Consider the following 22,400-nt stretch of genomic DNA (forward strand, 5'->3'; position numbering starts at 1 on the left):
TTGCCTCTAGGGCGAATGACCTAGAGGCTGCATATGAGCGCGGCAGAGACACGGCGGCAGATTGTCGAGGCGGCGGACCGGCTGTTCTACGAGCAAGGTTTCGAGGCGACTTCGTTTGCCGATATCGCCGCCGCCGTGCAGCTGTCGCGCGGCAATTTCTATTATCACTTCAAGACCAAGGACGAGATCCTGGATGCGGTGATCGCGCTGCGGCTGGAGAATACCCGGCGCATGCTCGATGCCTGGGAGACTGAGGGCGCTGCGCCAGCCGACCGCATCCGCAGTTTCATCAATATCCTGATCATGAACCGCGCCAAGATCATGCTCTATGGCTGCCCGGTCGGTACGCTCTGCAGCGAACTGGCCAAGCTCGATCATGGCGCCAAGGGCGAGGCGGCGAAGCTGTTCGCACTGTTCCGCGACTGGCTGGCGCAGCAGTTCAAGGCACGCGGCCATGGCCGCGAGGCGGAACCGCTGGCACTGCATCTGCTGGCGCGCAGCCAGGGTGTTGCCACGCTGGCGAGCACCTTTCGCGATGAAGCCTTCATCCGCCGCGAGGTGGAGGACATGTGTGCCTGGTTCGAGGCCCAGCAGCCGGCCCAGAAGCCAGTCCAGAATTCTGTCCGGGCGCGGGCTTGAGGTCACAGAGGGAGGGAGAGGGGATGTTTGTCGTCACATTGAAATTCGCCGCCAACAAGGCCGCTGCACCGCGCCTGATGGAAGGCCATAATGCCTGGATCCGGCAGGGCTTCGAGGATGGTGTGTTCCTACTGACTGGCAGCCTCAATCCCGCTGCTGGTGGAGCCGTGCTGGCCCATGGCGTTACCCGCGCGGAGATCGAGGCGCGGGTGGCGGCGGACCCCTTTGTTGCCGAGCAGGTAGTGAGCGCCGACATATTGGAAATCGCACCGGGCCGCCTGGATCAGCGGCTGGCTTTCCTGAAAGGCGCGGCATGAGCGGTACGATTCCTGGCCCCGATGGCAAGCCGCGCTGCCGCTGGTGCGCGGCGGCGCCGGAATTCTTCGCCTATCATGACCATGAATGGGGTTATCCTGTGGAGGATGACCGCCGCCTGTTCGAGAAGCTGTGCCTGGAAAGTTTCCAGTCGGGCCTGAGCTGGCGCACCATCCTGGCCAAGCGCGAGAATTTCCGCGCTGCGTTCCATGGCTTCGATTTTGAGCGCGTGGCGCGTTTCACCGAGAAGGATGTGGCGCGCCTGCTGCAGGACGAGGGCATCGTGCGCCATCGCGGCAAGATCGAAGCCACGATCAACAATGCCCGGCGGGCGAAGGAAATGGTCAAGGCGGAAGGCTCGCTGGCGGCCTATATCTGGCGCTTCGAGCCGGCGCCCGATGGGCTGGCAGCGCCGCAGAGTGCTTCCAGTACCGCCGCCTCGGTGGCGTTGTCGAAGGATTTGAAGAAGCGCGGCTGGGCCTTTGTCGGCCCCACCACGGTCTATGCCTTCATGCAGGCCATGGGCCTGGTGAACGACCATGCGGAAGGCTGCGTGATCCGCGCCAAGGCCGCCAAGGCACGGGCGAAGTTCAAGCCGCCGCGCCCCCGTTGAGCGTGACGCTGCCCTGACGGTTTGCTTGCGCTATGCCAGAGCTTAGACTGCCGCCCTGGCCAAGGAAGCGAGCATGAGCGACGACAGCCGAGAGCGCGCCCGGGAATGGTGGCGCACCGCGATCATCGATATCGAACCGGGCGTGATCCGCCCGCGCGGCTACCCCATCGAGCAACTGGTTGGCAAGGTTGGCTATGCCGAGATGCTGTGGCTGATGCTGCGTGGTGAATTGCCCAGCAAGGCGCAGGCGGCCCTGCTGGAAGCGGCGCTGGTGGCGGCGGTGGATCATGGCCCGCAGGCGCCCTCGATTGCCATCGCGCGCATGACGGTTGCGGCGGGCAACGACCTCAACGGCGCGGTGGGCGCCGGCATTGCCGCGCTCGGCGATACCCATGGCGGCGCCGGCCAGCAATGCATGCAGCTCTATGAGGAGATCGCCGCCCGCATTGCCGGCGGTGCGCCGCTGGAGGCATCGGTACTGGAAGGCGTCGCCTTGTGGCAGGAGCGTTATGGCAAGCATGTGCCGGGCTTTGGCCACCGCTTCCATCCCGTCGATCCGCGCAGCCCGAGACTGCTGGCGCTGGTGGATAAAGCCGTGCAGGCCGGCACCGTGTCGGGCCGCTATGCCGCCATCGGCCGCGCCGTCGAGCAGGCCTTAGCTGGGGCTAAGAAGCCGGTGCCGATGAATATCGACGGTGCCACGGCGGTGATTTTCTGCGAACTCGGTTTTCCGCCGCCGCTCGGGCGTGGCCTGTTCCTGCTGTCACGCGGTGTGGGCATCCTGGCCCATGCCTGGGAGCAGATGAACGAGGGCACCCGCATCAAAGGCCCGACACCGCCGGATTTCCTCTACCAGTATACAGGACCAGTGAAGCGTGACGTACCATGAGTGACAGTCTTCTGCCGCAGCAGCCGGCGCCGGTGACACCGAAGCAGGCAGCCCTCACCGAGCGGTATCTGTGGCCCGCCGAGCCGGAATTGATGCAGACCTTCCTGGCCCTGCGGCGCCAGGCCGATGCCGTGCTGGCGCCCAGGTTTCCGATGGCCAACGGCAAGCCCTGGCCGCTTGGCCGCTGCGATGTGATCACACAGCATGTACAGGGCCTGCTGGCCACGGCTTTGCGCAAGCCGGATACGCCGGGCTTGAAGGCGCTGTCGTCCTTCGTGCTGAGCGGCGGTGTGGTGCGCACCATCTGGGGCGCGCTGCGGGAAAAGTATTTCCAGAATGCCTTCCAGTTCGGCTCAATCTATCTCGATGTTTCCAACGACACCGTGGATACGAAAAAGCCGCCGGTGGAAATCCTGCCGCTGGCCGAAGCGCAGATGGCCGAGATCGCCGATCCAGCGCATTTCGTGCGCATCGCCAGCAGCTATTGGGGCGCGGCGGCCTATGCCAACCATGTGATCCCCAGCCTGGCGCCGGTGCTGCCGATCATCACTGTCGTGCCGGGCCAGGTGCCGACCCTGCAATCGGCCTGCGATTATATGATCGACAAGTTCCGCCGCGATGGCTTTGCCTCGTCCGAAGCCTGGTTGGCCGAAGCCGAGGCGCCGCCGGATGATGTGATCGAGGCGTTGCGCAGCCAGACTCCGGCAGCCATGCGGCCGGCCGATCCGGCGGCGGGCCGCAGCCTGGCACTCGAAGCCTGCCGCGCGGCGCGCGCGGCGAACCGTCAGCATGATGTGACCTGGCGCGATAGCCGCGTGCTGGATTATTTGAAGATACGCCCCGGCGCAGCGGCAGGGGCCTGATGCTGCTGCCGCAGCAGATTGCGCCGGTAAACCGGAAGCAGGTCGGGACGGCGAATGAACGGCGACAGCAAAAAGTAATTTCTGGAATCATGCGCGGATCAAGTCCGCGCATGGCGATGGGAATCAAATGGCGGCGGGCAGGGCGATGCCGAATTTCTCGGCCCAGGGGACAAGGCTCGGCATGATTTCCGGGTGCAGGCGGATGCCGGCCTGCATCTGCTCGGCCTTCAGTTTCAAGCCGCGCTCGCCGGGCAGGCGCACCGGCGGATTGCCGGGCTTCACCGGCGCGGTGCGGCAGGCTTCGGCGATGAAGCCGGTTTCGCGGATGAAGGCATCGCGACCGCCGAAGGCTTCCGGGTCGATGATCTGCAGGAACACGTTGGCGCCCCAATGGCCCGGCTTGTCGGCATGGCCATAGCCGCCAAGCCCGCTGGTCAGGGCCTCCACCATCAGGCCCAGCGCATAGCCCTTGTGGCCCAGATCCATGCCGCCGAGCGGCAGGATGGCGCCGGGCGGCTTGGTGAAGAAGGCGGCCGGATCGTCGGTGGCATTGCCCTGGTTATCCACCAGCCATTGCCCGCCCAGGCGGCGCTGGCCGCCATCGGCCTGGTTCAGCCGGTGCAGCCGCGAGGTCATGCCGTTTGAAGTCGTGGAGGCGCTGATATCCATCACCACGGGCAATCCATCGGTGGGCCAGCCGGCGGCAATCGGGTTTGGCGTGAAGCGGCCGGCCAGCGCGCCATGCGGCGCCACCGAGGAGCCCATCGGATCGGAGGAGGCGAGCAGCAGCATCATGCCTTCGGCGGCAGCCAGCGGCGGATACACCGCGAGGCAGCCGATATGGTGCGACTGGCGGATGACTACCGTACATGTACCATGCACGCGGGCGCGGCTGACGCCCTCGCGGATCGCCTCGCGCAGCAGCCACAGGCCGGGCAGATACTGGCCGTTCCAGGTCAGCGCCGCCGGGCGGTCGGCCAGCACGATCGGCTGGCCGCTGGTCTTCATGTTGCCTTTTTCGATCTCGGCCAGATAGCCGGCGAGCAATTGCAGGCCATGGGTGGAATGGCCCATGCGGTCGCCATCAAGCAGCAATTCGGCGACACAGGCGGCCTTGTCGGCCTCCATGCCGGCTTTCAGCAGCAGGCTCTCAGCGAAGCCGAGCAGCGCGGCATCGGCAAAAAGCGGCGCGCTGTCCGGCGCGTGGCCGCGCCGGTCATGCTCGCGGTCGAGAGAACCTGCACTCACAGGGTGATGGTCTCGACCTTGGCGGTAACGCCGAGCTGCGCGTAGAGCTGATGCAGCAGGATGTCGATCTGGCGGCTGTTGCGCTTGTCCAGCCAGGCATAGCCGTCATAGCCCTTGGTCGGGCCTTCCGAGACATGGATGATGCGGCCATAGCCCTGAGCGCAGGCGGCGCCGAGCGCGATGACGTCTTCCCAGGCTTCGGCCGGGGTGGTGCCCCAATGCCAGCGCATCCAGTCGGCCAGCCACGGGAACACGCCATGCTCGAACAGCTTAGGGCTGCCGGTCAGGGCATCCTTGTGCTCGGCGATCAGGCGCTTGCGGATGGTGGTCTGCAACGGCATCGGCATGTCGTAGAGCGTCTGGAAGCCGTAGGAGCGCACCAGGGCGGGCGTCGGGTCGGCAACCGGGGCCAGCTTGCTTTCAGCGGCCAGCTTCTTGATCAACGCCGAGGTATCGATATGCGGCGCGGCGGAAATCGCGATGCTCATGGCTTGACCCTCCGCAGGAAACCATAGGGATTGAGGGTCATGATGTAGCGTTCGGCGAAGCGCATGTCGGCTTCGAACGACTTGTTCTGCGCCAGGAAGGCATGCGCCGCCGCCTTGGGGCCTTCATTCGGCACCGGGTGGTAGCCCATCACGTCGTTGAGCGAATCCTCGAACACATAATAGCCGCCCACCGGCACCAGCGGATGGTAGAGCAGCGCCTCGTTCAGCACATGAGTCTTCTCATGGTCGGAATCGGCGATGATCAGCACCTTCTTGCCATGGCAGCGGCGGAAGATTTCCTCGCGCGTCTGCTCGGCGGTGGAGGAGCCTTCGATGTAGGAAATGCGCTTGTTGCGGATCTCCTTCACCTTGGAGAGCGTAATATCCACGCCGATCACTTCGCCATGGCCGACGAGATCGAGGATCGAGGCGTAGAAGTGGCTGGCGCCGCCGAACATGACGCCGAATTCCAGCACGATATCCGGCTTGGTCTCCCAGATCAGTTCCTGGTAGATCCAGCAATCCATCGGCGTCTTGATCAGGTCATGGCCCAGCCAGCGTTGCTGCAGGTCCGAGGCGCCATACCGGTAGCCCTGATGGATATAGTAGTAATGGTAGTAGAGGTAATCCTTCAGCGTCATATCCAGCAGCCGCTCGAAATTCGAGTGGTCGCCATACAGCTTGTTGATGGCCTGGATATGCGGGTTGGAATAGAGCAGCTTGGGATGAATGCTGTTGGCCTCGCAGAAAGCCTTGCGCTGCTCGGCATCATCCATGGCGTTGTGGGTGACAAGGTGGCGCAGATACTTCTGCGCGATGTCCTTGTCGAGGGCGGGGCCCGGCGCGGGCAATGGCATGTGGCGTCCTCGTCGTTGACTATTGAATCTGCGCAGCCAGAGCGCGAATCGTCGCATCCAGCGTAGAGTGCGGTTCCGCGCTTGTATAGCGGGACCGGTAGGCCAGCGGGGCCGGTTTCGGCCCCCCGGTTGGACTGGGCCGTTCCACCCGGCCCTGGCCCGGGCGGAGCAGCGCAATGCAATGCTCGGCGAAGGCGTAGACCGTCATGTCGTCAGGGCCAATGGCGTTCTGCACCCGGCAGCGGCCGGGTTCCGGGGGGCTGGCCAGGAAGGCCGCGGCCTCGGCGGCGATGCTGCCGGCGGAAACGAAATTGCGCCGCTGCTCGCCGTCGCTTTTCAGCACGATCCTGCCGGTTTGCAGCAATTCGCGCGGGAACGAGAACGGGATCAGTGACCAGCGTTTGAAGCGGCTCAGGTCCGGCAGCAGGCCATAGACGGCGCAGGGCCGCAGGATCAGCACATCCAGGCCGCGCTGCAAGGCGGCGCGGCGGCAGAGCTGTTCGGAGGCATAATGCGCCAGGGCATAATCGCCGAGCGGATTCACCGGGCGCGCCTCGGTCATGTCGCCTTCCAGCGGGCCATAGACATGGGCGGTGGAGATATAGACCAGCCGCTTGATGCCGGCCTTGGCGGCGGCTTCCAGCAGTGCCTGGGTGAGGCGGGTGGCGCGCGTCCAGGCCGCGGCCGGGTCGGCGGCGAATTCTTCGTCCGTAATACCGGCGGCATGCACCAGCACGTCGCCCTTGAGGTCGGCGGCGGCGATGCTGGCGGCCTCATTGAGGTCGAGCGCGGCGCGGCCCAGGGCATGGGCACCGGGCAGCTTTGCCAGCAGGGCGCTGCCGATCAGGCCGGAGGCTCCCAGGACATGCACGGTCATGCGGCGGGCGTCGGCGCGGAGGCGATGTCGATGCGGCGCGGTCCGGGGCAGTAGACCGTGGCATAGTAGTCGCGGCTGCCATGGGCGGCGGAAGCGCGCTCAAGCTGATCCAGCCACCAGGCCGGCGGCTTCAGGGTGACATGGGCATTTTCGCCACTCGGCAGGGTCTTCTTCGCCGGATAGAAGGCGATGGTGGCAAACACGAAGCGGCGCGAGAGGCGGAACAATTCGTCGATCACCCAGGGCACATCCTCTTCCGGGACATGCTCCAGCACATCGGAGCAGATCACGCCGTCGGCGGCTTCGCTCGGGTAGCTGTCGAAGGCCGGCTGGCCGGGATCGTAGAGCCGGATATCCAGCGGCGCCCAGAATTGCCGCAGGCCGTTCACCTGGCGGCCATCGGGCAGGCGCAGCACGGCATCGCTGTAGGCCTTGGCCTTGCCGCAGCCGTAATCCAGCAGCGAAGCGCATTGATGCAGGCGCAGGTATTTGCTGATGCGGTCGATATGCGGCAGCAGGCTGCGGCCATCGAACATCTGCTCGGCCGGGGTCTGGCTGTTGGGATCGCCCTCGGCATGGAGCTGGCGGTATTGCGCCAGCATGGCCTGGTAGCGCGGCGAGGGATTGCTGCGGGTATAGCCGGCCATGGCGCTTACTCGTCCCGCCAGCGGATGAACTTGGCCGGCGCCCCGGCCATCACGGCATAAGGCTCCACCTTGCCCTGCACCACGCTGCCGGCGGCGATCACGGCGCCCTTGCCGATATGGGCGCCATCGAGAATGGTGCAGTTGGCGCCAAGCCACACATCATCCTCGATCACCACGCCGCCCTTGGAGGGCAGGAAGCCCTGATGCCGGATCGGGATATCGCGGCGGCCATAGGCATGGTTGGTCGGCACGATCATGCAGCCCGGCGCGACCAGTACATAATTGCCGAACTTGATGCCGTTGCCGGAATAGAAGCAGCTATGCGGGTTGATGTAGCAATGCTCGCCGATGATCACGTCGCCGCTGCCGCCGACCGGGCGGATGACGACGAAATCATAGATATGGGTATGGGCGCCGATGACGATGCGGCTGCCGCGCGTAGACGGCGTGATGCGCGCGTCGGGGCTGATCTGCGCCGTGGGATCGATCTGCAACGCCTCGCTCATGCCCAGGCCTCCGCGATGGGTTCGAGTTCCGTCAGCAATGGCTGCACCTTATCACGATCCGAGATGATCGGCTCGCTGACCGGCCAGGCGATGCCGACCTGAGGGTCGTTCCAGCGCAGGCCGCCTTCGAGTGTCGGCGCATACATGCTGTCGACCTTGTAGGTGACCACGGAATTATCGCTGAGGGTGCAATAGCCATGGGCGAAGCCGCGCGGGATCAGCACCATGTTGTGCTTCGCCGCATCCAGTTCGACGCAATCCCATTGCCCATAGGTGGGGGACCCGGCGCGCAGGTCCACGAACACATCCAGCACCACGCCCTGGCTGGCGCGGATCAGCTTGGTCTCGGCGCTGGGCGGACGCTGGAAATGCAGGCCGCGCACGGTGTGGCGCTTCTCGGTGCGGGCTTCGTTTTCCTGCAGCCAGGAGCGGTCGATGCCGGCCTCGGCGAAAATCTGCTTGTCGTAGAGGCGCATGAAATAGCCGCGATGGTCGCCGCGGGGCGCCAGGGTGATTTCATGCACGCCGGGCAGCTTGCGCTTCTCGATCTTCATGCCGCACTCACTTTCGCCGCATAGGCCGCGATCTGGGCTGAGGTGAAGGCGGCCATATCCTGGCCGTCATTGGCGGCGCGATACCAGGCGATGCTCTGCTCCAGGGCTTCTTCCAGGCTCCAGGCATTGGCCCAGTTGAGCCGCGCGGCGGCCTTGGCGGAATTCAGCATCAGCAGGCCGGCTTCCGGGATGCCGTCGCCGCCGGTATTGGCCCATGCGGCGTTATTACCCCAGGCTTTCACCAGGATTTCGACCACGCGGCGCACCGGCGCGGCACTGGCCTGGGAGGGGCCGAGATTCCAGGCGCCGTGGAAATCCTTCGGCGTTTGGTTCAGGCGTTCGGTCAGCAGCAGCAGGCCGCGTGCCGCTTCCAGCACATGCTGCCACGGGCGCACGGCATCGGGGCGACGGATTTCCAGCACGCGGCCCTGGCCGAAGGCGCGCACTGCATCGGGCACCAGGCGATCAGCGGCCCAGTCGCCGCCGCCGATGATGTTGCCGGCGCGGATGGTGGCGAGGCCGGCATCATCCTTCAGATAGCGGTTGGCATAGGCTTCAGCCACCAGTTCGCTGGCGCTCTTGGAAGCCGAATAGGGCTCGTCGCCGCCCAGTTCGTCGCTTTCCAGATAGGCCTGGCCGGTCTCGCGGTTGCGATAGACCTTGTCCGTCGTAAACACGATGGTGGTGCGCAGGTTCGCGCAGCCGCGCGCCGCTTCCAGCGCATGGGCCGTGCCCATCACATTGGTGGCGAAACTGTCCACCGGGTTTTTGTAAGCCTCGCGCACAATCGGCTGGGCGGCGAGATGCAGCAGGATTTCCGGGTCGGCGGCGCGCATGGCGCGCTCAAGATGCGGCGCGTCGCGCACATCGCCTTCGATGGAGTGCAGCCGCTGATGCAGCTTCACATGGCCGAAGAAATGCGGGTTGCTCGGCGGCGGCAGGGCGAAGCCGGTGACCTTGGCGCCAAGCTCCGAGAGCCAATAGCCGGTCCAGCCGCCGACAAAGCCGCTATGGCCGGTGAGGAAAACGCGCTTGCCGCGCCAGAAACTCGGATCGGGCAGCGGTGCCACGGTGACGTACCCTTCTTATGAGCGCAGCCAGGGCGCGCGGCCGCTCTGCCACATCTCGTTCAGCATCTGCATTTCGCGGTAGGTATCCATGCATTGCCAGAAGCCATCGTGATGATAGGCGGCAAGCTGCTTGGCCTGGGTCAGCGGCGGCAGGATATCGGTTTCCAGCACCATCTTGGGGTTTTCCGAGGCACGCTCGAAAACCTGGCGCTCGAACACGAAGAAGCCGCCATTGATCCAGCCGGCGCCGACCTGCGGCTTCTCCTGGAAGCTGTGCACGGTGCCGTCCTGGATGTCGATTTCGCCATAGCGCGAGGAGGGATGCACGGCGGTGACGGTGGCTTCCAGGCCGCGCTTCTCATGCATCTCATGCAGCGCGGCGATATCAACATTGGCCACGCCATCGCCATAGGTGGCGAAGAAACGCTGGCCGCGCACATGGCGCAGCGCACGCTTGATGCGGCCGCCGGTTTGGGTTTCGGCGCCGGTCTCGGCCAGCACCACGCGCCAGTCATCCACATTGGGCTGGCTCAGCAATTCGATGTTGTTATCGGCCAGCGACACCGCCACATCGGCGTTGCGCAGGCGGTAATTGAGGAAATAGTCGCGGATCGCGTCGCCCTTGTAGCCGAGGCAGAGCACGAAGTTACGCACGCCGTAGGAGGCATAATGGCGCATGATGTGCCACACGATCGGGTGGCCGCCGATTTCCACCATCGGCTTCGGCTTGAACTCGGTCTCCTCGCGCAGGCGCGTACCCAGGCCACCGCAGAGGATGACACATTCCATATTGTTCAAGCTGGCCATGGCTTCTCCCGCCGAGTCCGTGGACTCGCCCTTTCTGGCAAAGATAACCGGAGATTGCCGGGGAATGGTTGCTTAAATGTTAAGGGCCGCCGGTTGCCCGGCGGCCCCTGACATGTTCCGGGTGCTGCGGCTCAGCCCAGCGCTGCCTGCACCGCCCGCTTGGCGATCACGCCGACCAGATGGGCGCGGTATTCCGCCGAGGCATGGATGTCGTTGTTCATCCGCTTCGGATCGGTGGCGACACCTTTAAGGGCATCGGCCGAGAAGGACTTGGCGAGCGCCGCCTCCATCTCCTTGTGGCGGAACACGCCCGGGCCGGCGCCGTTGATGGCAACGCGGATGCCCGACGCGGTTTCGGCCACGAAGGCGCCGACCATGACATAGCGCGAGGCCGGGTTCGGGAATTTCACATAGCCCGCGCGCTTCGGGATCGGGAAGGAGATCTTGGTGATGATCTCGCCTTCCTCCAGCGCCGTCTCGAACAGGCCGGTGAAATAGTCGTCCGCCGCGATGGTGCGCTTGTTGGTATGCACGGTGGCGCCGAGGCCGAGCACGGCGCCGGGATAATCCGCCGCCGGGTCGTTGTTGGCGACCGAGCCGCCAAGCGTGCCCATGTTGCGCACCTGCGGGTCGCCGATGCCGCCGGCGAGGTGGCTGAGGGCCGGGATGGCCTTCCTGACCTCGGCGGAGGCCGCAACGGCGGCATGCTTGGTGCCGGCGCCGATGACCACGGCGCCGCCGTCCACCTTGATGCCGGACAATTCGGCGATGCCGCCGAGATCGACCAGGTCGGAGGGCTGGGCGAGGCGCTGCTTCAGGGTCGGCAGCAGGGTCTGGCCGCCAGCCAGCAGCTTGCCGTCGCTGGCCTTGGCCAGCAGGGCAGTGGCGTCGGCGAGCGAAGCGGGGCGATGGTAGTTGAACGAATACATAGGCTGGTTCTCCCTTACTCGGCTGCCATGGCGGGCTTGTGCGCCTGGATGGTCTGCCAGACCTTCAGCGGCGTTGCCGGCATGGTGATGGCTTCGGTGCCAAGCGCATCGGTGATGGCATTCATCAGCGCGGCGGGCGCGGCGATGGCGCCGGCTTCGCCACACCCCTTCACGCCCAGCGGATTATGCGGGCAGGGGGTATGAGTCATGCTCACATTGAAGCTCGGCAGGTCATCGGCCCGCGGCATGGTGTAGTCGAGGAACGAGCCGGTCAGCAGCTGGCCGGTTTCGGTGTCGTAGACCACGCCTTCCAGCAATGCCTGTCCGACACCTTGCGCGATGCCGCCATGCACCTGGCCTTCGACGATCATCGGGTTGATGACATTGCCGAAGTCGTCCACTGCCACCCAGTTGGCGATCTTGGTGACGCCGGTATCGGCATCGATCTCCACCTCGGCGATATGGCAGCCGGACGGGAAGGTGAAGTTGGCCGGATCGTAGAACGCGGTTTCCTCGAAGCCGGGTTCGAGATCGGCCGGGTAGTTATGCGGCACATAGGCGGTGAAGGCCACCGCCGCCATCGGCACGGCCTTGTCCGTACCGGCGACCGAGAAGGTGCCGCGCTCGTAGACCACGTCGTTGACGCTGGCTTCCATCAGATGCGCGGCGATCTTCTTGCCTTTCTCGATCAGCTTGTCCGCCGCCTTGGAGATGGCCGAACCGCCGACCGCGAGCGAGCGCGAGCCATAGGTGCCCATGCCCATCGGAATCTGCGCGGTATCGCCATGCACCACCTCGATCTGCTCCATCGGCACGCCGAGCTTGTCGGAGACCAACTGCGCGAAGGTGGTTTCATGGCCCTGGCCATGGCTGTGGCTGCCGGTATAGACGCAGACCGAGCCGGTGGGGTTGAAGCGGATCTTTGCTGACTCCCACAGGCCGACGCCGGCGCCGAGCGAACCCACCACGGCCGAGGGCGCGATGCCGCAGGCCTCGATGTAGCAGGAGATGCCGATGCCGCGCAGCTTGCCCTGCTTCGCCGACGCCGCCTTGCGCGCCTTGAAGCCGGCATAGTCGATGGCCTTCATCGCCTCGTTCAGCGTCAGCTCGTACTGGCCGCTGTCATAGACGCAGGCAACCGGGGTCTGATACGGGAAGGCATCCACCGGCACGAAGTTGCGGCGGCGGATTTCCGCCGGGTCCAGCTTCATCTCGCGCGCCGCGGCTTCCACGATGCGCTCCACCACATAGGTGGCTTCCGGGCGGCCGGCGCCGCGATAGGCGTCCACCGGCGCGGTGTTGGTGAACACCGCCTTCACCTCGGCATAGATCGCCGGTGTGGTGTACTGGCCGGCCAGCAGCAGGGCGTAGAGATAGGTCGGCACGGCGGAAGCGAAGGTGGAAAGATAGGCGCCCATGTTGGCGAGCGTATCCACCTTGAGGCCGAGGAACTTGCCATCCTTGTCCATCGCCAGTTCGGCGATGGTGAAATGGTCGCGGCCATGGGCATCGGTGAGGAAAGCTTCACTACGGTCAGACGTCCATTTCACCGGCCGGCGCAGCTTGCGCGCCGCCCAGAAGGCCACGGTCTCTTCCGGATAGTTGAAGATCTTCGAGCCGAAGCCGCCGCCGACATCGGGCGCCACCACGCGCACCTTGTGCTCGGGCAGGCCAAACACGAAGGCGCAGAGGATCAGGCGCAGCACATGCGGATTCTGGCTGGTGACATAGACCGTGGTGGTATCGGTGCCACGGTCATATTCGGCCACCGCGCTGCGCGGCTCCATCGGGTTCGGCGAGAGGCGGTTGTTCACCAGCTCCACCTTGGTGATATGGGCCGCCTTGGCGAAGGCTGCCGCCGTTGCCGCCTTGTCACCGAAATCCCAGTCGTAGCAGAGATTGCCGGGGGCATCGCTATGCACCTGCGGCGCATTCGGCTTGAGCGCCGCGCGCAGATCGATGGCCGGGCTCAAGACCTCGTAATCGACCTCGATGGCTTCTGCCGCGTCGCGCGCCTGAGTGCGCGTCTCGGCGATCACCACGGCCACCTGGTCGCCGACATGGCGGGCATATTCCACGGCGATGGCATCATGGCGCGGCGCCTTGTGCGGCTGGCCGTCCTTGCCCTTCACCGTCCAGCCGCAGATCAGGCCGCCAACCTTGTCGGCGGCCATGTCCTGGCCGGTATAGACCGCGAGCACACCCGGCATGGCGCGGGCGGCATCGGTCTTGATCGATTTGATTTTCGCGAAAGCGTGCGGCGAACGCAGGAAATGCGCGTAGGTCTGGCCCGGGCGGTTGATGTCGTCGGTGTAGTTACCCTGGCCGGTGATGAAACGATAATCCTCCTTGCGGCGGACGGAGGTGCCGATAACAGCCTGGTTGGTCATGGCTTCACCCCTTCATTGCGGCAGCGCCGGCCTGAACGGCCTTGACGATGTTGTGGTAACCCGTGCAGCGGCAGATATTGCCTTCCAGCTCGTGGCGGATCTGCTCCTCGGAGGGGGAGGGATTGCGCTGCACCAGATCGACGGCAGACATGATCATGCCGGGCGTGCAGAAACCGCATTGCAGGGCGTGGTTGTCGCGGAAGGCTTCCTGCATCGGATGCAGTGTCTCGCCGTTGGCGAGGCCTTCGATGGTGGTGACCTTGGCGCCATTCGCCTGCGCCGCCAGGATGGTGCAGGACTTCACGCTGTGGCCATCCACATGCACCACGCAGGCACCGCACTGGCTGGTGTCACAGCCCACATGGGTGCCGGTGAGTTCGAGAGTTTCGCGCAGGAACTGGACCAGGAGCGTGCGCGGCTCCACGTCACGCGTCACGGCCTGGCCGTTGACGGTCAAGGACACTTTGGTCATTCGGTTTCCTCCCGTTGGGGCTTACGGATACTGGTACGCAGGAAAGCTGGTTCCGGTTTAGTGAATCAAGTGTGGGCGCATCGCTGCGCAGGCGTCAAGTTGCAAAGCTGTTAATGCTGCAATCGCTGCACTGCGTTTTGCGTGTTGCAACGCGACACAAAGCGCGCGTCAGAATTTCAGCACCAGGGCAGTGATGAAGCCGACCAGCACGATCAGGCCGCCGATCCAGGCCCAGGCCGGCAAGCCGCCGCCTTCCGGCTCCGGTGCCGGGTCGGCGATATGTGGCGCCACCAGCGGCTTGGTAATGGTCTCGCCACTGGTTCCTGCCGCTACGGCAGGAGCCGCGGCCGGCGCGGGAGCATTGGCGGCGACCAGGCTGTTGAAGCTGGAGAAGAAGTCATCCGCCATCTTGGCGGCGGTGGCGTCGATCAGGCGGGCGCCGATCTGCGCCAGCTTGCCGCCGACCTGGGCATTGACCGCATAGGCGAGGCGGGTGCCACCCTCGGCGTCAGAGAGCGACACCTTGGCACTGCCTTTGCCGAAGCCGGCGGCGACACCGCCCTGGGCCTCGCCGGAAATCGTGTAGCCATTCGGCGGATCGATATCCGACAGCGCCACCTTGCCCTTGAACTTCGCCTTCACCGGGCCGAGCTTCACCGTCACGGCGGCTTCGAAACTGGTATCGGAGGTTTTTTCGAGGGTGTCGCAGCCGGGGATGCACTGCTTCAGGATGGCGGGATCGTTAAGCGCCTCCCAGACTGCCGCACGCGGCGCCGGGATCAGCTGTTCGCCGGTCATTTCCATGGCATTCCCTCCGAAAACTGCGCCTGATCTGATTCACCAGTCGTTAAGATTAGCGGTATACTATGCGCACAACTAGGTTCAGGACAATTTTCGCCACTCTGGCGCCGAGGTGATTCCGGCGCCAAGATGTCGGCCCAGGGGTTGTTCCTTGGCCGCAGAGGAGGGCCGCCATGGTTCCGGCGACGCGATCCGGCATTGATGTCAGCTTCTGGCTGCTTGAAAGAGCGGCCTCGGAGCGCATTGTCATGTCGCTGCCCAAACTGCGCTGGCTGCTCTACCTGGCACAGGCGCATTACGCCATTGCCCGCGAAGGCGCCAAGCTGATGCCTGCTACTTTCGTCGTAGGCGAGGAAGGCCCGCTGGAACCGACGCTGGACCTGGTGTTCGTTGCCGGTTTGGAAAACCCCTGGTCGCCGAGTTTCAGCGAAAGCGCCGAGGCCTTCCTTGAAGGTTTCTGGAAGCGCTTCGGCGCATTGCCGACCGTGGCCTTGCACAAGCTGGTGCTGGGCGATCCATCCTGGAAGCGGGCACAGGAAAATGGTCCCGGCAGCGAAATCTATGTCGAGCAGCATCGCGGCAGCGGCCGCGGCACCTCCGCCGGTGCCGGCACGGTGAAGCAGATCACCGGCCGCACGGCAGCCCAGCGTTCCGCCGATCTGCCGCCCTTCGAGGATGAAGTAAAAGCCAAGATCGAGCAGTATTCCCGCGCTCCCGCCGCTGGCAAGCTGGTGCGTGGCAACACGGGTCCGGCAGCGACACCCGGCGCCGCCCCGGCCACCACCGGCAAGGCTGGGGCGCCGCGTACCGCCTCGGTGGGCGAGAGCGTGGCACACCTGCGCGCCGCACCGCCCGACAGCCAGGAAATCCGGTTCACTGCCGATGGCCGTTCGGTCACACGCTGGCGTCCGAAGCGCCGCGTCGATGGCCCGACGATGTAAGCGGCATTAACCCTTCTGCTCCCCCCTGCATACCTCCGTCTGCGCATAATTGCGGCACGGAAATTGGCTTTGCCCACCTCGCCTTAAGCGCGATTCTGGATTTGCACCGGCTAGAAATGGTGTTAGGCTTTTCCGGTTAGTGTGGCATTTGAAGGAATAAAACAGTGGAGCATGGGGGCTTTGGCGTGGACGGCGGTGAACTGATCGAGATTTCCGGCAAGGTGAAGTGGTTCAACGCAGTAAAGGGCTTCGGTTTCGTAAGCCCGATAGATGATTCCGGCGACATCTTTCTGCATCTCTCCTGCCTGCGGCAGGCTGGATACGAGACGCTTGATGAAGGTGTAACGCTGGTGCTCGAAGTCGTGCGCCGCCCCAAGGGCATGCAGGCCGTACGCATTCTTTCTGTCGATACCAGCACGGCGGCACCCTCGGGTGCTGGCGGTGGTGGTGGCCCTGGTGGCCCGCCGCGCCGGCAACCGCGTGAGGACCGTGGCTTCGGCGGCGGTTTTGACCGTGGCGACCGCGGTGGTTTCGGTGATCGTGGCGGCTTCGGTGGCCGTGGTGATCGCGGCGACCGTGGCGGCTTCGGCGGTGATCGTGGTGGCTTTGGCGGCGGTGGGTTCGGCGGCGGCGGTGATCGCGGCGGCCCGCGTTTCCCCTCCGTGGTGGCTACCGGCGAATTCTTCGAAGCCAAGGTGAAATGGTTCAACGCCGTGAAGGGCTATGGCTTCGTGTCGCGCGGCGATGGCGGCCAGGACATCTTCGTCCATATGGAAGTGCTGCGCCGTGAAGGCATCAATGAATTGCAGCCCGGTCAGTCGGTGCGGGTGCGCGTCGGCCAGGGCCCGAAGGGGCCGCAGGTGGCCGAGATCCGCATGAGCTGATCGGCCTCAGGGCCGCAGTGCAACACGCAAATGTGAAAAGCGCCGGGTTTTACCCGGCGCTTTTTCTTTGTGCCCGGCGCTTTTCCTTTGTGCACAGTCTGCTGCCATTGCAGATCAGCCGCGCCGCTTCGGCGGCGGCAACTGCACCCGGTCGAGATCGGGATTGTTGGGGTAGCCGTTCAGCACCATGATCACATCCACGGTCACGCCATCATCCGCGAGCGGAAAGTAGACGCGCTCGGAATCCATGAACTCGCGGTCGCGGAATGGCATCGGGAAGCGGTCGTAGAAAGCCTTGGCGGTATCGACGACGAAATTCATGTTGCCCAGCACGCGCTCGATATAATCGGGCGCTGAGGCATCCTGGACCGTAACGCCGGTAAAGTTATGGCCGATGGCTTCGATATGACGGCTGCCCATCAGGCGATAGCGGAATTCGCGCTCAGTGCCGGAGCGATGCACATCCACCAGCACGATGAATGGCAGCAGCGCCCGCAGGTCGAGCGGATCGAGCTGGCGCCGCGAGGGAAGTTTTCCCGGCGGGGCCAAACTCTCCAGGTAATCGCGCATCCAGGCAAAACGTGGATGCAGCAATTCAAACGGGACGAGCTGCGTTTTCTCCTTGGGCACCAAGTGGCATTCCCCCAGGTGTTACTCCGTGCGCAGATTAGGACTCAACTTACCGCTGCGTCACCTGGAATCTCGCTTTCTATTGCATAAGAAAGCATTTTATCGCCTTTTAAGATTATTTGTTCACACTGGTGGTTGAGTAAGTTCCATCAGCCTATCGGGAATATTACTGACTCCCGGGGAATCAGGGCAATTCCACCGCGTAGGATGCAACCGGCAGCGCCTGCTTGATCATGCCCTGCCTGGTCAGATACTCGGCGAAGCGGGCATAGCGGCGCGTATCCAGCGCGCGCGGGCTCTGTGCAAAACGCGGGATCGTGTCGCGCCAGGCGCGGCGGTTCAGTTCGTCGTTCAGCGTCTTGTTGTTCTTGATGAAAAACTGCCAGCTCTTTTCCGGGTTGTTGTGGATATAGGCGGTGGCTTCTTCCAGCGCATCGAGCAGGCGCGAGAGCCGCGCATCCTTCAGCTTGTCGGCATGCGCCACCAGGATCAGTTCGTCATAGAGCGGCACGCCATGATCTTCGGGATAGAAGGCGCGGCCGGGCTTGCCGGCAATGTCCATCTGATTGAGTTCGAAATTGCGGAAGGCGCCGATCACCGCATCCACTTGCCCGGCGAAGATCGCCGGTGAGAGCGAGAAGTTCACGTTCACCAGCGTCACGTCACTGAGCTTCACGCCATAGCCTTCCAGCATGGTCTTGAGCAGCGCATCCTCGAAGCCGCCGACGGAATAGCCGATCTTCCTGCCCTTGAGATCGGCGAGCGATTTCACCGGGCCGCTGCCCAGCACCACAAGGCTGTTGAGCGGCGTTGCCACCACGGTGCCGATGCGGCGCAGCGGCAGGCCCTGGCCGACCTGCACATGCAGCTGCGGCTGGTACGAGATCGCGGCATCGGCCTTGCCGGCGGCAACCAGCTTCGGCGGATCATTGGGATCGGCGGGTGCGATCATTTCCACCAGCAATTCGTGGCGATCAAAGAAGCCGGCTTCCTTGGCAACGACGAAGGGCGCGTGGTCGGGATTGACGAACCAGTCCAGCAGCAGGGTGAATTTGTCGTGCGCCTGCGCCGGTTGGGCGGCGGACAGGCTCAAGCCGAGCAATGCGGCGAATATGGATTTGCGCATGGATCAGGACTCCTCGAAGCTGCGAAGGGAAAGATGGCTGTCGGCCTGCCAGGGCAGCAGGCGGCGGCTGATATGATCGACGATGGCGTAGAGCGCCACGGCACAGAGCGCGAGCGTGAACAGGGCTGCGAACATCAGGTCGATCTGCACCCGCGCATTGGCTTGCAGCATGACGTAGCCGAGGCCGGCGGAAGCGCCGACCCATTCGCCGATCACCGCGCCGATGGGGGCGACGGCCGCAGCCACTTTCAGGCCGCTGAACAGGCTGGGTAACGCTGCCATCAGGCGGATTTCACTCAACACCCGCAGGCGATGCTGGCGCGCATCGGCGGTCATCACGCGGGCCAGATCCAGCAGCCCGGGATCGGTGCGGCGCAGGCCATCGTAGAGTGTCACGGCAACGGGGAAGAAGATGATCAGCAAGGCCATGGCGACTTTCGAGGCCAGGCCATAGCCGAACCACAGCACCAGCAGCGGCGCCAGGGCGAAAACCGGCACTGCCTGGCTTGCCACCAGCAGCGGCAGCAGCCAGCGCCGCGCCCGTGTTGAAAGCAGCAGCGCCAGCGCCGCGCAGGCGCCGAGTAGGGCGCCGAGCAGCAGGCCGATCAGCATTTCCGCCACGGTGACGGCGGCATTGCGCGCCAGCATCTCGATATGCAGCGCGAAAGCCTGGGCCACGGCACTGGGCGGCGGCAGCAGATAGGCGGGAATGGCGAAACCGCGCACGGCGATTTCCCACAGCACCAGCAGTCCGGCGAGGGTGAGCAGCGGCCTCATGCGGCCTCCGTCAGCAAACTGGCCTGGATGGCGCGCAGGGCGTCCACATGCTCGGGCGCCAGCACGTCGCGCGGGCGGGCGCCTTGCGGCTCGGCGGCCAGTGTCAGGGTCGCGGGTGCGCCGGCCAGGATATAGACGCGGTCGGCCAGGCTCAGCGCCTCCACCGGATCATGGGTGACGAAGATGACGCAGCGCATGCTCAGCAGTTCGGCGCTCAGTTGATGCAGCCTGCGCTTGTTGGCGAGGTCGAGCGCGGCGAAAGGTTCGTCCATCAGCACCAGCGGGCGGTCCTCCATCAGCGTGCGGGCCAGCGCCGCGCGCTGGCGCATGCCGCCGGAAAGCGTCGCCGGCAAGGCGCTCTCGCGGTCCGCCAGGCCGACCTGGCCGAGCAGGGCGCGGGCGCGGTCCGTGTCGGGCGTTTCGCCGCGCAGGCGGGCGCCGAGGCAGAGATTGTCGAGCAGCGGCAGCCAGGGCAGCAGCAGGTCGGTTTGCGCCATCCAGGCGATCCGGCCGCGCAGGTCCGGCGTCACCCGCGCCTGTGGCAGCAGGCCGGCCAGCGCGCGCAGCAAAGTGCTCTTGCCGATGCCGCTGGCGCCGAGCACGGCGATCCAGCGCCCGGGCGCCAGATCGAGCGCGAACGGTGCCAGCACCGCCTGGGAGCCAAAGGCCAGGGCGGAATCGGAATGGACGGAAGAGGGTAATAGGTCGTGCCGCACGCCGCTGAATCCCTTGCGCCGGCATTACCCGGATCAGGTTCGAGGGGTCGTCCGCTTGCGCGAACCTCTCAGCCGACCATCGGCTCCCCCTCAGGGCTTAGGTGTCAGTATAACCGCCGGCACCCTCTAGGCAAGTTGTGGCGGCTCGCTACATTAAGGGCGTGAGCCAGCCCCTGTTCATCGGCAACGAAATCTACCGCCATTCCAGCCTGGGCGGGAAACACCCGCTGTCGATTCCGCGCGTCTCCACGGTGATGGACCTCTGCCGCGCCCTCGGCTGGGTGGATGATGCCAATTACGCCGAGAGCCGACCGGCGACGCCTGAGGAACTGGCGCGCTACCATGCGCCGGATTACGTCGCCGCCGTGCAGCGTGCCGAGCGTGACCTGAGCCTGAGCGAAGCAGAGTCCATCCGTTACAATCTCGGCCGCGCCGGCAATCCGATCTACGGCACCATGTTCCGCCGCCCGGCCACCGGCGTTGGGGCCAGCCTGATGGCGGCGCGGCGGCTGCTACAGGAACCCGGCATCATCTACAGCCCCGGCGGCGGCACCCATCATGGCCGCCGCGCCCAGGCTTCCGGCTTCTGCTATTTCAACGATGCGGTGGTGGCGATCCTGGCGCTGCTGGATGGCGGCCCCGGAATCAAAGGGCTGCAGCGTGTCGCCTATGTCGATCTGGATGTGCATCACGGCGATGGCGTGGAAGAAGCCTTCCGCGACGATCCACGCGTGCTGTTCGTCTCGGTGCATGAGGCCGGGCGCTGGCCGCGTTCCGGCGCCGCCGGGGATCATGGCCTGGGCAACCTGTTCAATTTCCCGGTGCCGCCGGGCATGAACGATACCGAAATGGCGTATCTGATCGGGGAGGCCATCGCGCCGCTGGTTGCCGGCTTCCGGCCCGAGGCACTGCTGATCCAGTGCGGTGCCGATGCCCTGGCCGAGGACCCGCTGGGCAAGCAGCTTCTCTCCAACCGGGCGCTGTGGCAGGCGGTGGCGGCGCTGAAGGGCCTGGCGCCCCGGCTGTTGGTCACCGGCGGCGGCGGTTATAATCCCTGGTCGGTGGCGCGCTGCTGGAGCGGCGTCTGGGCTGTGCTGAACGGCCTGGACCTGCCCGAAAGGCTGCCGCCGGCGGCGGAAAGCCTGCTGCGCTCGATCAGCTGGAACCATTCCACCGGGCGCAATCCGCCGGAAGCCTGGCTCACCACGCTTGCCGATGCGCCGCGCCAGGGCGCCTTGCGGGATGAGGTGAGGGCGCTGGTAACTGAGGCTAAAAGCATTGGTGTATGAGGGGATTATGCTGCGTCGCTGCTTTCTTGCTTTAACTCTCGTGCTGACCCTGCTGGGGGGGCAGGCCGCCCTGGCGCAGCCGCAGACCGGCCTGCCGGTCTCCGACCTGGTGATCAATACGGCGGGCGGGCCGAAGAAATTCCGCATCGAGCTGGCGAATACCGATGCCAGCCGCAGCCGGGGCATGATGTTCCGCAGCCAGATGGCCCCCGATGCCGGCATGCTGTTCGATTTCTTCACCGAACAGCCGGCTTCATTCTGGATGCGCAACACGCTGATTCCACTGGATATGATCTTCATCAAGGCCGATGGCACGATCCTCAATATCCACCAGCGCGCCATTCCCCATGACGAAACCAGCATCAATTCCGCCGGCCCGGTGCGGGCGGTGCTGGAGGTGAATGGCGGCACGGCGGCGCGCCTCGGCATCAAGGCCGGGGACAGGGTCGATCACGCCATTTTCGGCAAAAAGCCCTAAGGCTAAAGCGCCGGTCGGAAAGGCTAGTCCGGCGCCGGGGCGGCATGCTAAATACCGGCGCGATTGCGGGGTGTAGCTCAGCCTGGTAGAGCGCCTGCTTTGGGAGCAGGAAGCCGGAGGTTCAAATCCTCTCGCCCCGACCAGATTTTCTTGAATCGACAAGAGGTTCGCCATGCTTGCGCGCATCTATCAGCCGACCAAGACGGCCATGCAGTCCGGCCGGGCCAAGACCAGGCAGTGGGTGCTGGAATACGATTCCGCCGGCAACCGCTTCGTCGAGCCGCTGATGGGCTGGACCGGTTCCACCACCACGCTCGGCCAGCTCATGCTGAAATTCGACAGCAAGGAGCAGGCGATTGCCTTCGCTGAGAAGCGCGGCCTCCCCTATGAGGTGGAAGAGCCGCATGAAAGAACCCTGGCGCGCCGCGCCTATGCGGATAACTACGCCTTCAACCGCGTGCGCTGATTTTTAAGGGCGCCTCGGTATAATCCACGCCTCAGGGGTTGATTCCGGGCGCCCTTAGCTCAGTTGGATAGAGCAGCTGCCTTCTAAGCAGCAGGTCGGTGGTTCGAATCCACCAGGGCGCGCCAACC

27 protein-coding genes, 2 tRNA genes and 1 riboswitch are annotated in these 22,400 nt (G+C 64.8%); of the genes, 12 read left to right on the top strand and 17 right to left on the bottom strand.

All coding sequences use genetic code 11. From position 1 onward, the window contains the following. The first annotated feature begins 33 nt into the window (after positions 1-33). The 5 genes from ACQY7X_RS17955 (at position 34) to ACQY7X_RS17975 (ending at position 3,319) form a co-directional block, all read left to right on the top strand. Complete coding sequence (locus ACQY7X_RS17955; RefSeq protein WP_428246784.1) at positions 34-639, top strand: TetR/AcrR family transcriptional regulator; 606 nt, start codon at positions 34-36, stop codon at positions 637-639. A 23-nt stretch (positions 640-662) separates the two neighbouring features. Beyond that, on the top strand, positions 663-956 hold the full coding sequence (locus tag ACQY7X_RS17960; RefSeq protein WP_428246785.1) for a YciI family protein: 294 nt from the start codon (positions 663-665) through the stop codon (positions 954-956). Next, on the top strand, positions 953-1,567 hold the full coding sequence (locus tag ACQY7X_RS17965) for a DNA-3-methyladenine glycosylase I (protein WP_428246786.1): 615 nt from the start codon (positions 953-955) through the stop codon (positions 1,565-1,567). The genes ACQY7X_RS17960 and ACQY7X_RS17965 overlap by 4 nt, the downstream gene beginning before the upstream one ends. 73 nt (positions 1,568-1,640) lie before the next feature. Further along, on the top strand, positions 1,641-2,456 hold the full coding sequence (locus ACQY7X_RS17970) for a citryl-CoA lyase (RefSeq protein ID WP_428246787.1): 816 nt from the start codon (positions 1,641-1,643) through the stop codon (positions 2,454-2,456). Next, on the top strand, positions 2,453-3,319 hold the full coding sequence (locus ACQY7X_RS17975; RefSeq protein WP_428246788.1) for a hypothetical protein: 867 nt from the start codon (positions 2,453-2,455) through the stop codon (positions 3,317-3,319). The genes ACQY7X_RS17970 and ACQY7X_RS17975 overlap by 4 nt, the downstream gene beginning before the upstream one ends. Positions 3,320-3,442: 123 nt before the next feature. On the opposite strand, the gene ACQY7X_RS17980 is transcribed toward ACQY7X_RS17975, so the two are convergent. The 13 genes from ACQY7X_RS17980 to ACQY7X_RS18040 form a co-directional block, all read right to left on the bottom strand. Next, complete coding sequence (locus tag ACQY7X_RS17980) at positions 3,443-4,567, bottom strand: Ldh family oxidoreductase (RefSeq protein WP_428246789.1); 1,125 nt, start codon at positions 4,565-4,567, stop codon at positions 3,443-3,445. Beyond that, a complete protein-coding gene (locus ACQY7X_RS17985) occupies positions 4,564-5,055 on the bottom strand; it encodes a hypothetical protein (protein ID WP_428246790.1) in 492 nt (163 codons plus the stop codon). The genes ACQY7X_RS17980 and ACQY7X_RS17985 overlap by 4 nt, the downstream gene beginning before the upstream one ends. After that, a complete protein-coding gene (locus tag ACQY7X_RS17990) occupies positions 5,052-5,912 on the bottom strand; it encodes a CmcI family methyltransferase (RefSeq protein WP_428246791.1) in 861 nt (286 codons plus the stop codon). The genes ACQY7X_RS17985 and ACQY7X_RS17990 overlap by 4 nt, the downstream gene beginning before the upstream one ends. 19 nt (positions 5,913-5,931) lie before the next feature. Next, the gene (locus tag ACQY7X_RS17995) at positions 5,932-6,789 is read right to left on the bottom strand and encodes an NAD-dependent epimerase/dehydratase family protein (RefSeq protein ID WP_428246792.1); all 858 of its coding nucleotides are present in this window, start codon (positions 6,787-6,789) and stop codon (positions 5,932-5,934) included. Beyond that, entirely contained in the window at positions 6,786-7,436 is a 651-nt protein-coding gene (locus ACQY7X_RS18000; RefSeq protein WP_428246793.1) for a hypothetical protein, read from the bottom strand. Before ACQY7X_RS18000 ends, ACQY7X_RS17995 begins: the two co-directional genes overlap by 4 nt. Before the next feature lie 5 nt (positions 7,437-7,441). After that, positions 7,442-7,942: an acyltransferase gene (locus tag ACQY7X_RS18005; protein WP_428246794.1), complete on the bottom strand. Its 501-nt coding sequence runs from the start codon at positions 7,940-7,942 to the stop codon at positions 7,442-7,444. Beyond that, the gene (gene rfbC, locus ACQY7X_RS18010; RefSeq protein WP_428246795.1) at positions 7,939-8,496 is read right to left on the bottom strand and encodes a dTDP-4-dehydrorhamnose 3,5-epimerase; all 558 of its coding nucleotides are present in this window, start codon (positions 8,494-8,496) and stop codon (positions 7,939-7,941) included. The genes ACQY7X_RS18005 and rfbC overlap by 4 nt, the downstream gene beginning before the upstream one ends. Further along, positions 8,493-9,566, bottom strand: coding sequence for a CDP-glucose 4,6-dehydratase (gene rfbG, locus ACQY7X_RS18015; RefSeq protein ID WP_428246796.1), 1,074 nt, complete (start codon positions 9,564-9,566; stop codon positions 8,493-8,495). Before rfbG ends, rfbC begins: the two co-directional genes overlap by 4 nt. A 15-nt stretch (positions 9,567-9,581) precedes the next feature. Next, positions 9,582-10,373 (bottom strand): glucose-1-phosphate cytidylyltransferase, encoded by a 792-nt coding sequence (gene rfbF, locus ACQY7X_RS18020; RefSeq protein ID WP_428246797.1) that lies wholly within the window; start codon positions 10,371-10,373, stop codon positions 9,582-9,584. Between the two features lie 131 nt (positions 10,374-10,504). Next, complete coding sequence (locus ACQY7X_RS18025; RefSeq protein WP_428246798.1) at positions 10,505-11,302, bottom strand: FAD binding domain-containing protein; 798 nt, start codon at positions 11,300-11,302, stop codon at positions 10,505-10,507. Between the two features lie 14 nt (positions 11,303-11,316). After that, entirely contained in the window at positions 11,317-13,692 is a 2,376-nt protein-coding gene (locus tag ACQY7X_RS18030; protein WP_428246799.1) for a xanthine dehydrogenase family protein molybdopterin-binding subunit, read from the bottom strand. A 4-nt stretch (positions 13,693-13,696) separates the two neighbouring features. Further along, positions 13,697-14,164, bottom strand: coding sequence for a (2Fe-2S)-binding protein (locus ACQY7X_RS18035; protein ID WP_428246800.1), 468 nt, complete (start codon positions 14,162-14,164; stop codon positions 13,697-13,699). A 168-nt stretch (positions 14,165-14,332) separates the two neighbouring features. After that, the gene (locus ACQY7X_RS18040; RefSeq protein ID WP_428246801.1) at positions 14,333-14,968 is read right to left on the bottom strand and encodes an SRPBCC family protein; all 636 of its coding nucleotides are present in this window, start codon (positions 14,966-14,968) and stop codon (positions 14,333-14,335) included. A 170-nt stretch (positions 14,969-15,138) separates the two neighbouring features. On the opposite strand from ACQY7X_RS18040, the gene ACQY7X_RS18045 reads away from it, so the two are divergent. Together ACQY7X_RS18045 and ACQY7X_RS18050 are read left to right on the top strand one after the other, a co-directional pair. Then, complete coding sequence (locus ACQY7X_RS18045) at positions 15,139-15,906, top strand: hypothetical protein (protein ID WP_428246802.1); 768 nt, start codon at positions 15,139-15,141, stop codon at positions 15,904-15,906. Between the two features lie 164 nt (positions 15,907-16,070). After that, entirely contained in the window at positions 16,071-16,790 is a 720-nt protein-coding gene (locus ACQY7X_RS18050) for a cold-shock protein (RefSeq protein WP_428246803.1), read from the top strand. Between the two features lie 114 nt (positions 16,791-16,904). Here ACQY7X_RS18050 and ACQY7X_RS18055 read toward each other — a convergent pair whose 3' ends face one another. The 4 genes from ACQY7X_RS18055 to ACQY7X_RS18070 all read right to left on the bottom strand — a co-directional run bounded on the left by ACQY7X_RS18055 (position 16,905) and on the right by ACQY7X_RS18070 (position 20,039). Beyond that, positions 16,905-17,420 (bottom strand): hypothetical protein, encoded by a 516-nt coding sequence (locus tag ACQY7X_RS18055; RefSeq protein WP_428246804.1) that lies wholly within the window; start codon positions 17,418-17,420, stop codon positions 16,905-16,907. 184 nt (positions 17,421-17,604) lie between these two features. Continuing rightward, positions 17,605-18,546 (bottom strand): ABC transporter substrate-binding protein, encoded by a 942-nt coding sequence (locus tag ACQY7X_RS18060; protein ID WP_428246805.1) that lies wholly within the window; start codon positions 18,544-18,546, stop codon positions 17,605-17,607. 3 nt (positions 18,547-18,549) lie between these two features. Beyond that, a complete protein-coding gene (locus tag ACQY7X_RS18065) occupies positions 18,550-19,323 on the bottom strand; it encodes an ABC transporter permease (RefSeq protein WP_428246806.1) in 774 nt (257 codons plus the stop codon). After that, positions 19,320-20,039, bottom strand: coding sequence for an ATP-binding cassette domain-containing protein (locus ACQY7X_RS18070; protein ID WP_428246807.1), 720 nt, complete (start codon positions 20,037-20,039; stop codon positions 19,320-19,322). The genes ACQY7X_RS18065 and ACQY7X_RS18070 overlap by 4 nt, the downstream gene beginning before the upstream one ends. Further along, positions 20,031-20,139, bottom strand: a riboswitch (TPP riboswitch). It overlaps the preceding gene by 9 nt. A gap of 61 nt (positions 20,140-20,200) precedes the next feature. Between ACQY7X_RS18070 and ACQY7X_RS18075 the strand changes: the two genes are divergently transcribed. The 5 genes from ACQY7X_RS18075 (at position 20,201) to ACQY7X_RS18095 (ending at position 22,397) form a co-directional block, all read left to right on the top strand. Further along, positions 20,201-21,328, top strand: a complete 1,128-nt coding sequence (locus ACQY7X_RS18075) for an acetoin utilization protein AcuC (RefSeq protein WP_428246808.1) — start codon at positions 20,201-20,203, stop codon at positions 21,326-21,328. Between the two features lie 7 nt (positions 21,329-21,335). After that, positions 21,336-21,806, top strand: a complete 471-nt coding sequence (locus tag ACQY7X_RS18080) for a DUF192 domain-containing protein (protein WP_428246809.1) — start codon at positions 21,336-21,338, stop codon at positions 21,804-21,806. A 66-nt stretch (positions 21,807-21,872) separates the two neighbouring features. After that, a tRNA-Pro gene (locus tag ACQY7X_RS18085) sits at positions 21,873-21,949 on the top strand. 29 nt (positions 21,950-21,978) lie between these two features. Further along, entirely contained in the window at positions 21,979-22,272 is a 294-nt protein-coding gene (locus tag ACQY7X_RS18090) for an ETC complex I subunit (protein WP_428246810.1), read from the top strand. A 48-nt stretch (positions 22,273-22,320) separates the two neighbouring features. Next, positions 22,321-22,397: transfer RNA gene (locus tag ACQY7X_RS18095), tRNA-Arg, on the top strand. The last annotated feature ends 3 nt before the right edge of the window (positions 22,398-22,400 follow it).

The organism is Ferrovibrio sp. (assembly GCF_965278975.1).
GTDB lineage: Bacteria > Pseudomonadota > Alphaproteobacteria > Ferrovibrionales > Ferrovibrionaceae > Ferrovibrio.

Bases quoted from the DNA above. Each gene is read 5' to 3' on its own strand.
- ACQY7X_RS17955 (WP_428246784.1), top strand. From the start codon at position 34: ATGAGCGCGGCAGAGACACGGCGGCAGATTGTCGAGGCGGCGGACCGG.
- ACQY7X_RS17960 (WP_428246785.1), top strand. From the start codon at position 663: ATGTTTGTCGTCACATTGAAATTCGCCGCCAACAAGGCCGCTGCACCG.
- ACQY7X_RS17965 (WP_428246786.1), top strand. From the start codon at position 953: ATGAGCGGTACGATTCCTGGCCCCGATGGCAAGCCGCGCTGCCGCTGG.
- ACQY7X_RS17970 (WP_428246787.1), top strand. From the start codon at position 1,641: ATGAGCGACGACAGCCGAGAGCGCGCCCGGGAATGGTGGCGCACCGCG.
- ACQY7X_RS17975 (WP_428246788.1), top strand. From the start codon at position 2,453: ATGAGTGACAGTCTTCTGCCGCAGCAGCCGGCGCCGGTGACACCGAAG.
- ACQY7X_RS17985 (WP_428246790.1), bottom strand. From the start codon at position 5,055: ATGAGCATCGCGATTTCCGCCGCGCCGCATATCGATACCTCGGCGTTG.
- ACQY7X_RS17990 (WP_428246791.1), bottom strand. From the start codon at position 5,912: ATGCCATTGCCCGCGCCGGGCCCCGCCCTCGACAAGGACATCGCGCAG.
- ACQY7X_RS17995 (WP_428246792.1), bottom strand. From the start codon at position 6,789: ATGACCGTGCATGTCCTGGGAGCCTCCGGCCTGATCGGCAGCGCCCTG.
- ACQY7X_RS18000 (WP_428246793.1), bottom strand. From the start codon at position 7,436: ATGGCCGGCTATACCCGCAGCAATCCCTCGCCGCGCTACCAGGCCATG.
- ACQY7X_RS18005 (WP_428246794.1), bottom strand. From the start codon at position 7,942: ATGAGCGAGGCGTTGCAGATCGATCCCACGGCGCAGATCAGCCCCGAC.
- rfbC (WP_428246795.1), bottom strand. From the start codon at position 8,496: ATGAAGATCGAGAAGCGCAAGCTGCCCGGCGTGCATGAAATCACCCTG.
- rfbF (WP_428246797.1), bottom strand. From the start codon at position 10,373: ATGGCCAGCTTGAACAATATGGAATGTGTCATCCTCTGCGGTGGCCTG.
- ACQY7X_RS18025 (WP_428246798.1), bottom strand. From the start codon at position 11,302: ATGTATTCGTTCAACTACCATCGCCCCGCTTCGCTCGCCGACGCCACT.
- ACQY7X_RS18030 (WP_428246799.1), bottom strand. From the start codon at position 13,692: ATGACCAACCAGGCTGTTATCGGCACCTCCGTCCGCCGCAAGGAGGAT.
- ACQY7X_RS18035 (WP_428246800.1), bottom strand. From the start codon at position 14,164: ATGACCAAAGTGTCCTTGACCGTCAACGGCCAGGCCGTGACGCGTGAC.
- ACQY7X_RS18040 (WP_428246801.1), bottom strand. From the start codon at position 14,968: ATGGAAATGACCGGCGAACAGCTGATCCCGGCGCCGCGTGCGGCAGTC.
- ACQY7X_RS18045 (WP_428246802.1), top strand. From the start codon at position 15,139: ATGGTTCCGGCGACGCGATCCGGCATTGATGTCAGCTTCTGGCTGCTT.
- ACQY7X_RS18060 (WP_428246805.1), bottom strand. From the start codon at position 18,546: ATGCGCAAATCCATATTCGCCGCATTGCTCGGCTTGAGCCTGTCCGCC.
- ACQY7X_RS18065 (WP_428246806.1), bottom strand. From the start codon at position 19,323: ATGAGGCCGCTGCTCACCCTCGCCGGACTGCTGGTGCTGTGGGAAATC.
- ACQY7X_RS18080 (WP_428246809.1), top strand. From the start codon at position 21,336: ATGCTGCGTCGCTGCTTTCTTGCTTTAACTCTCGTGCTGACCCTGCTG.
- ACQY7X_RS18090 (WP_428246810.1), top strand. From the start codon at position 21,979: ATGCTTGCGCGCATCTATCAGCCGACCAAGACGGCCATGCAGTCCGGC.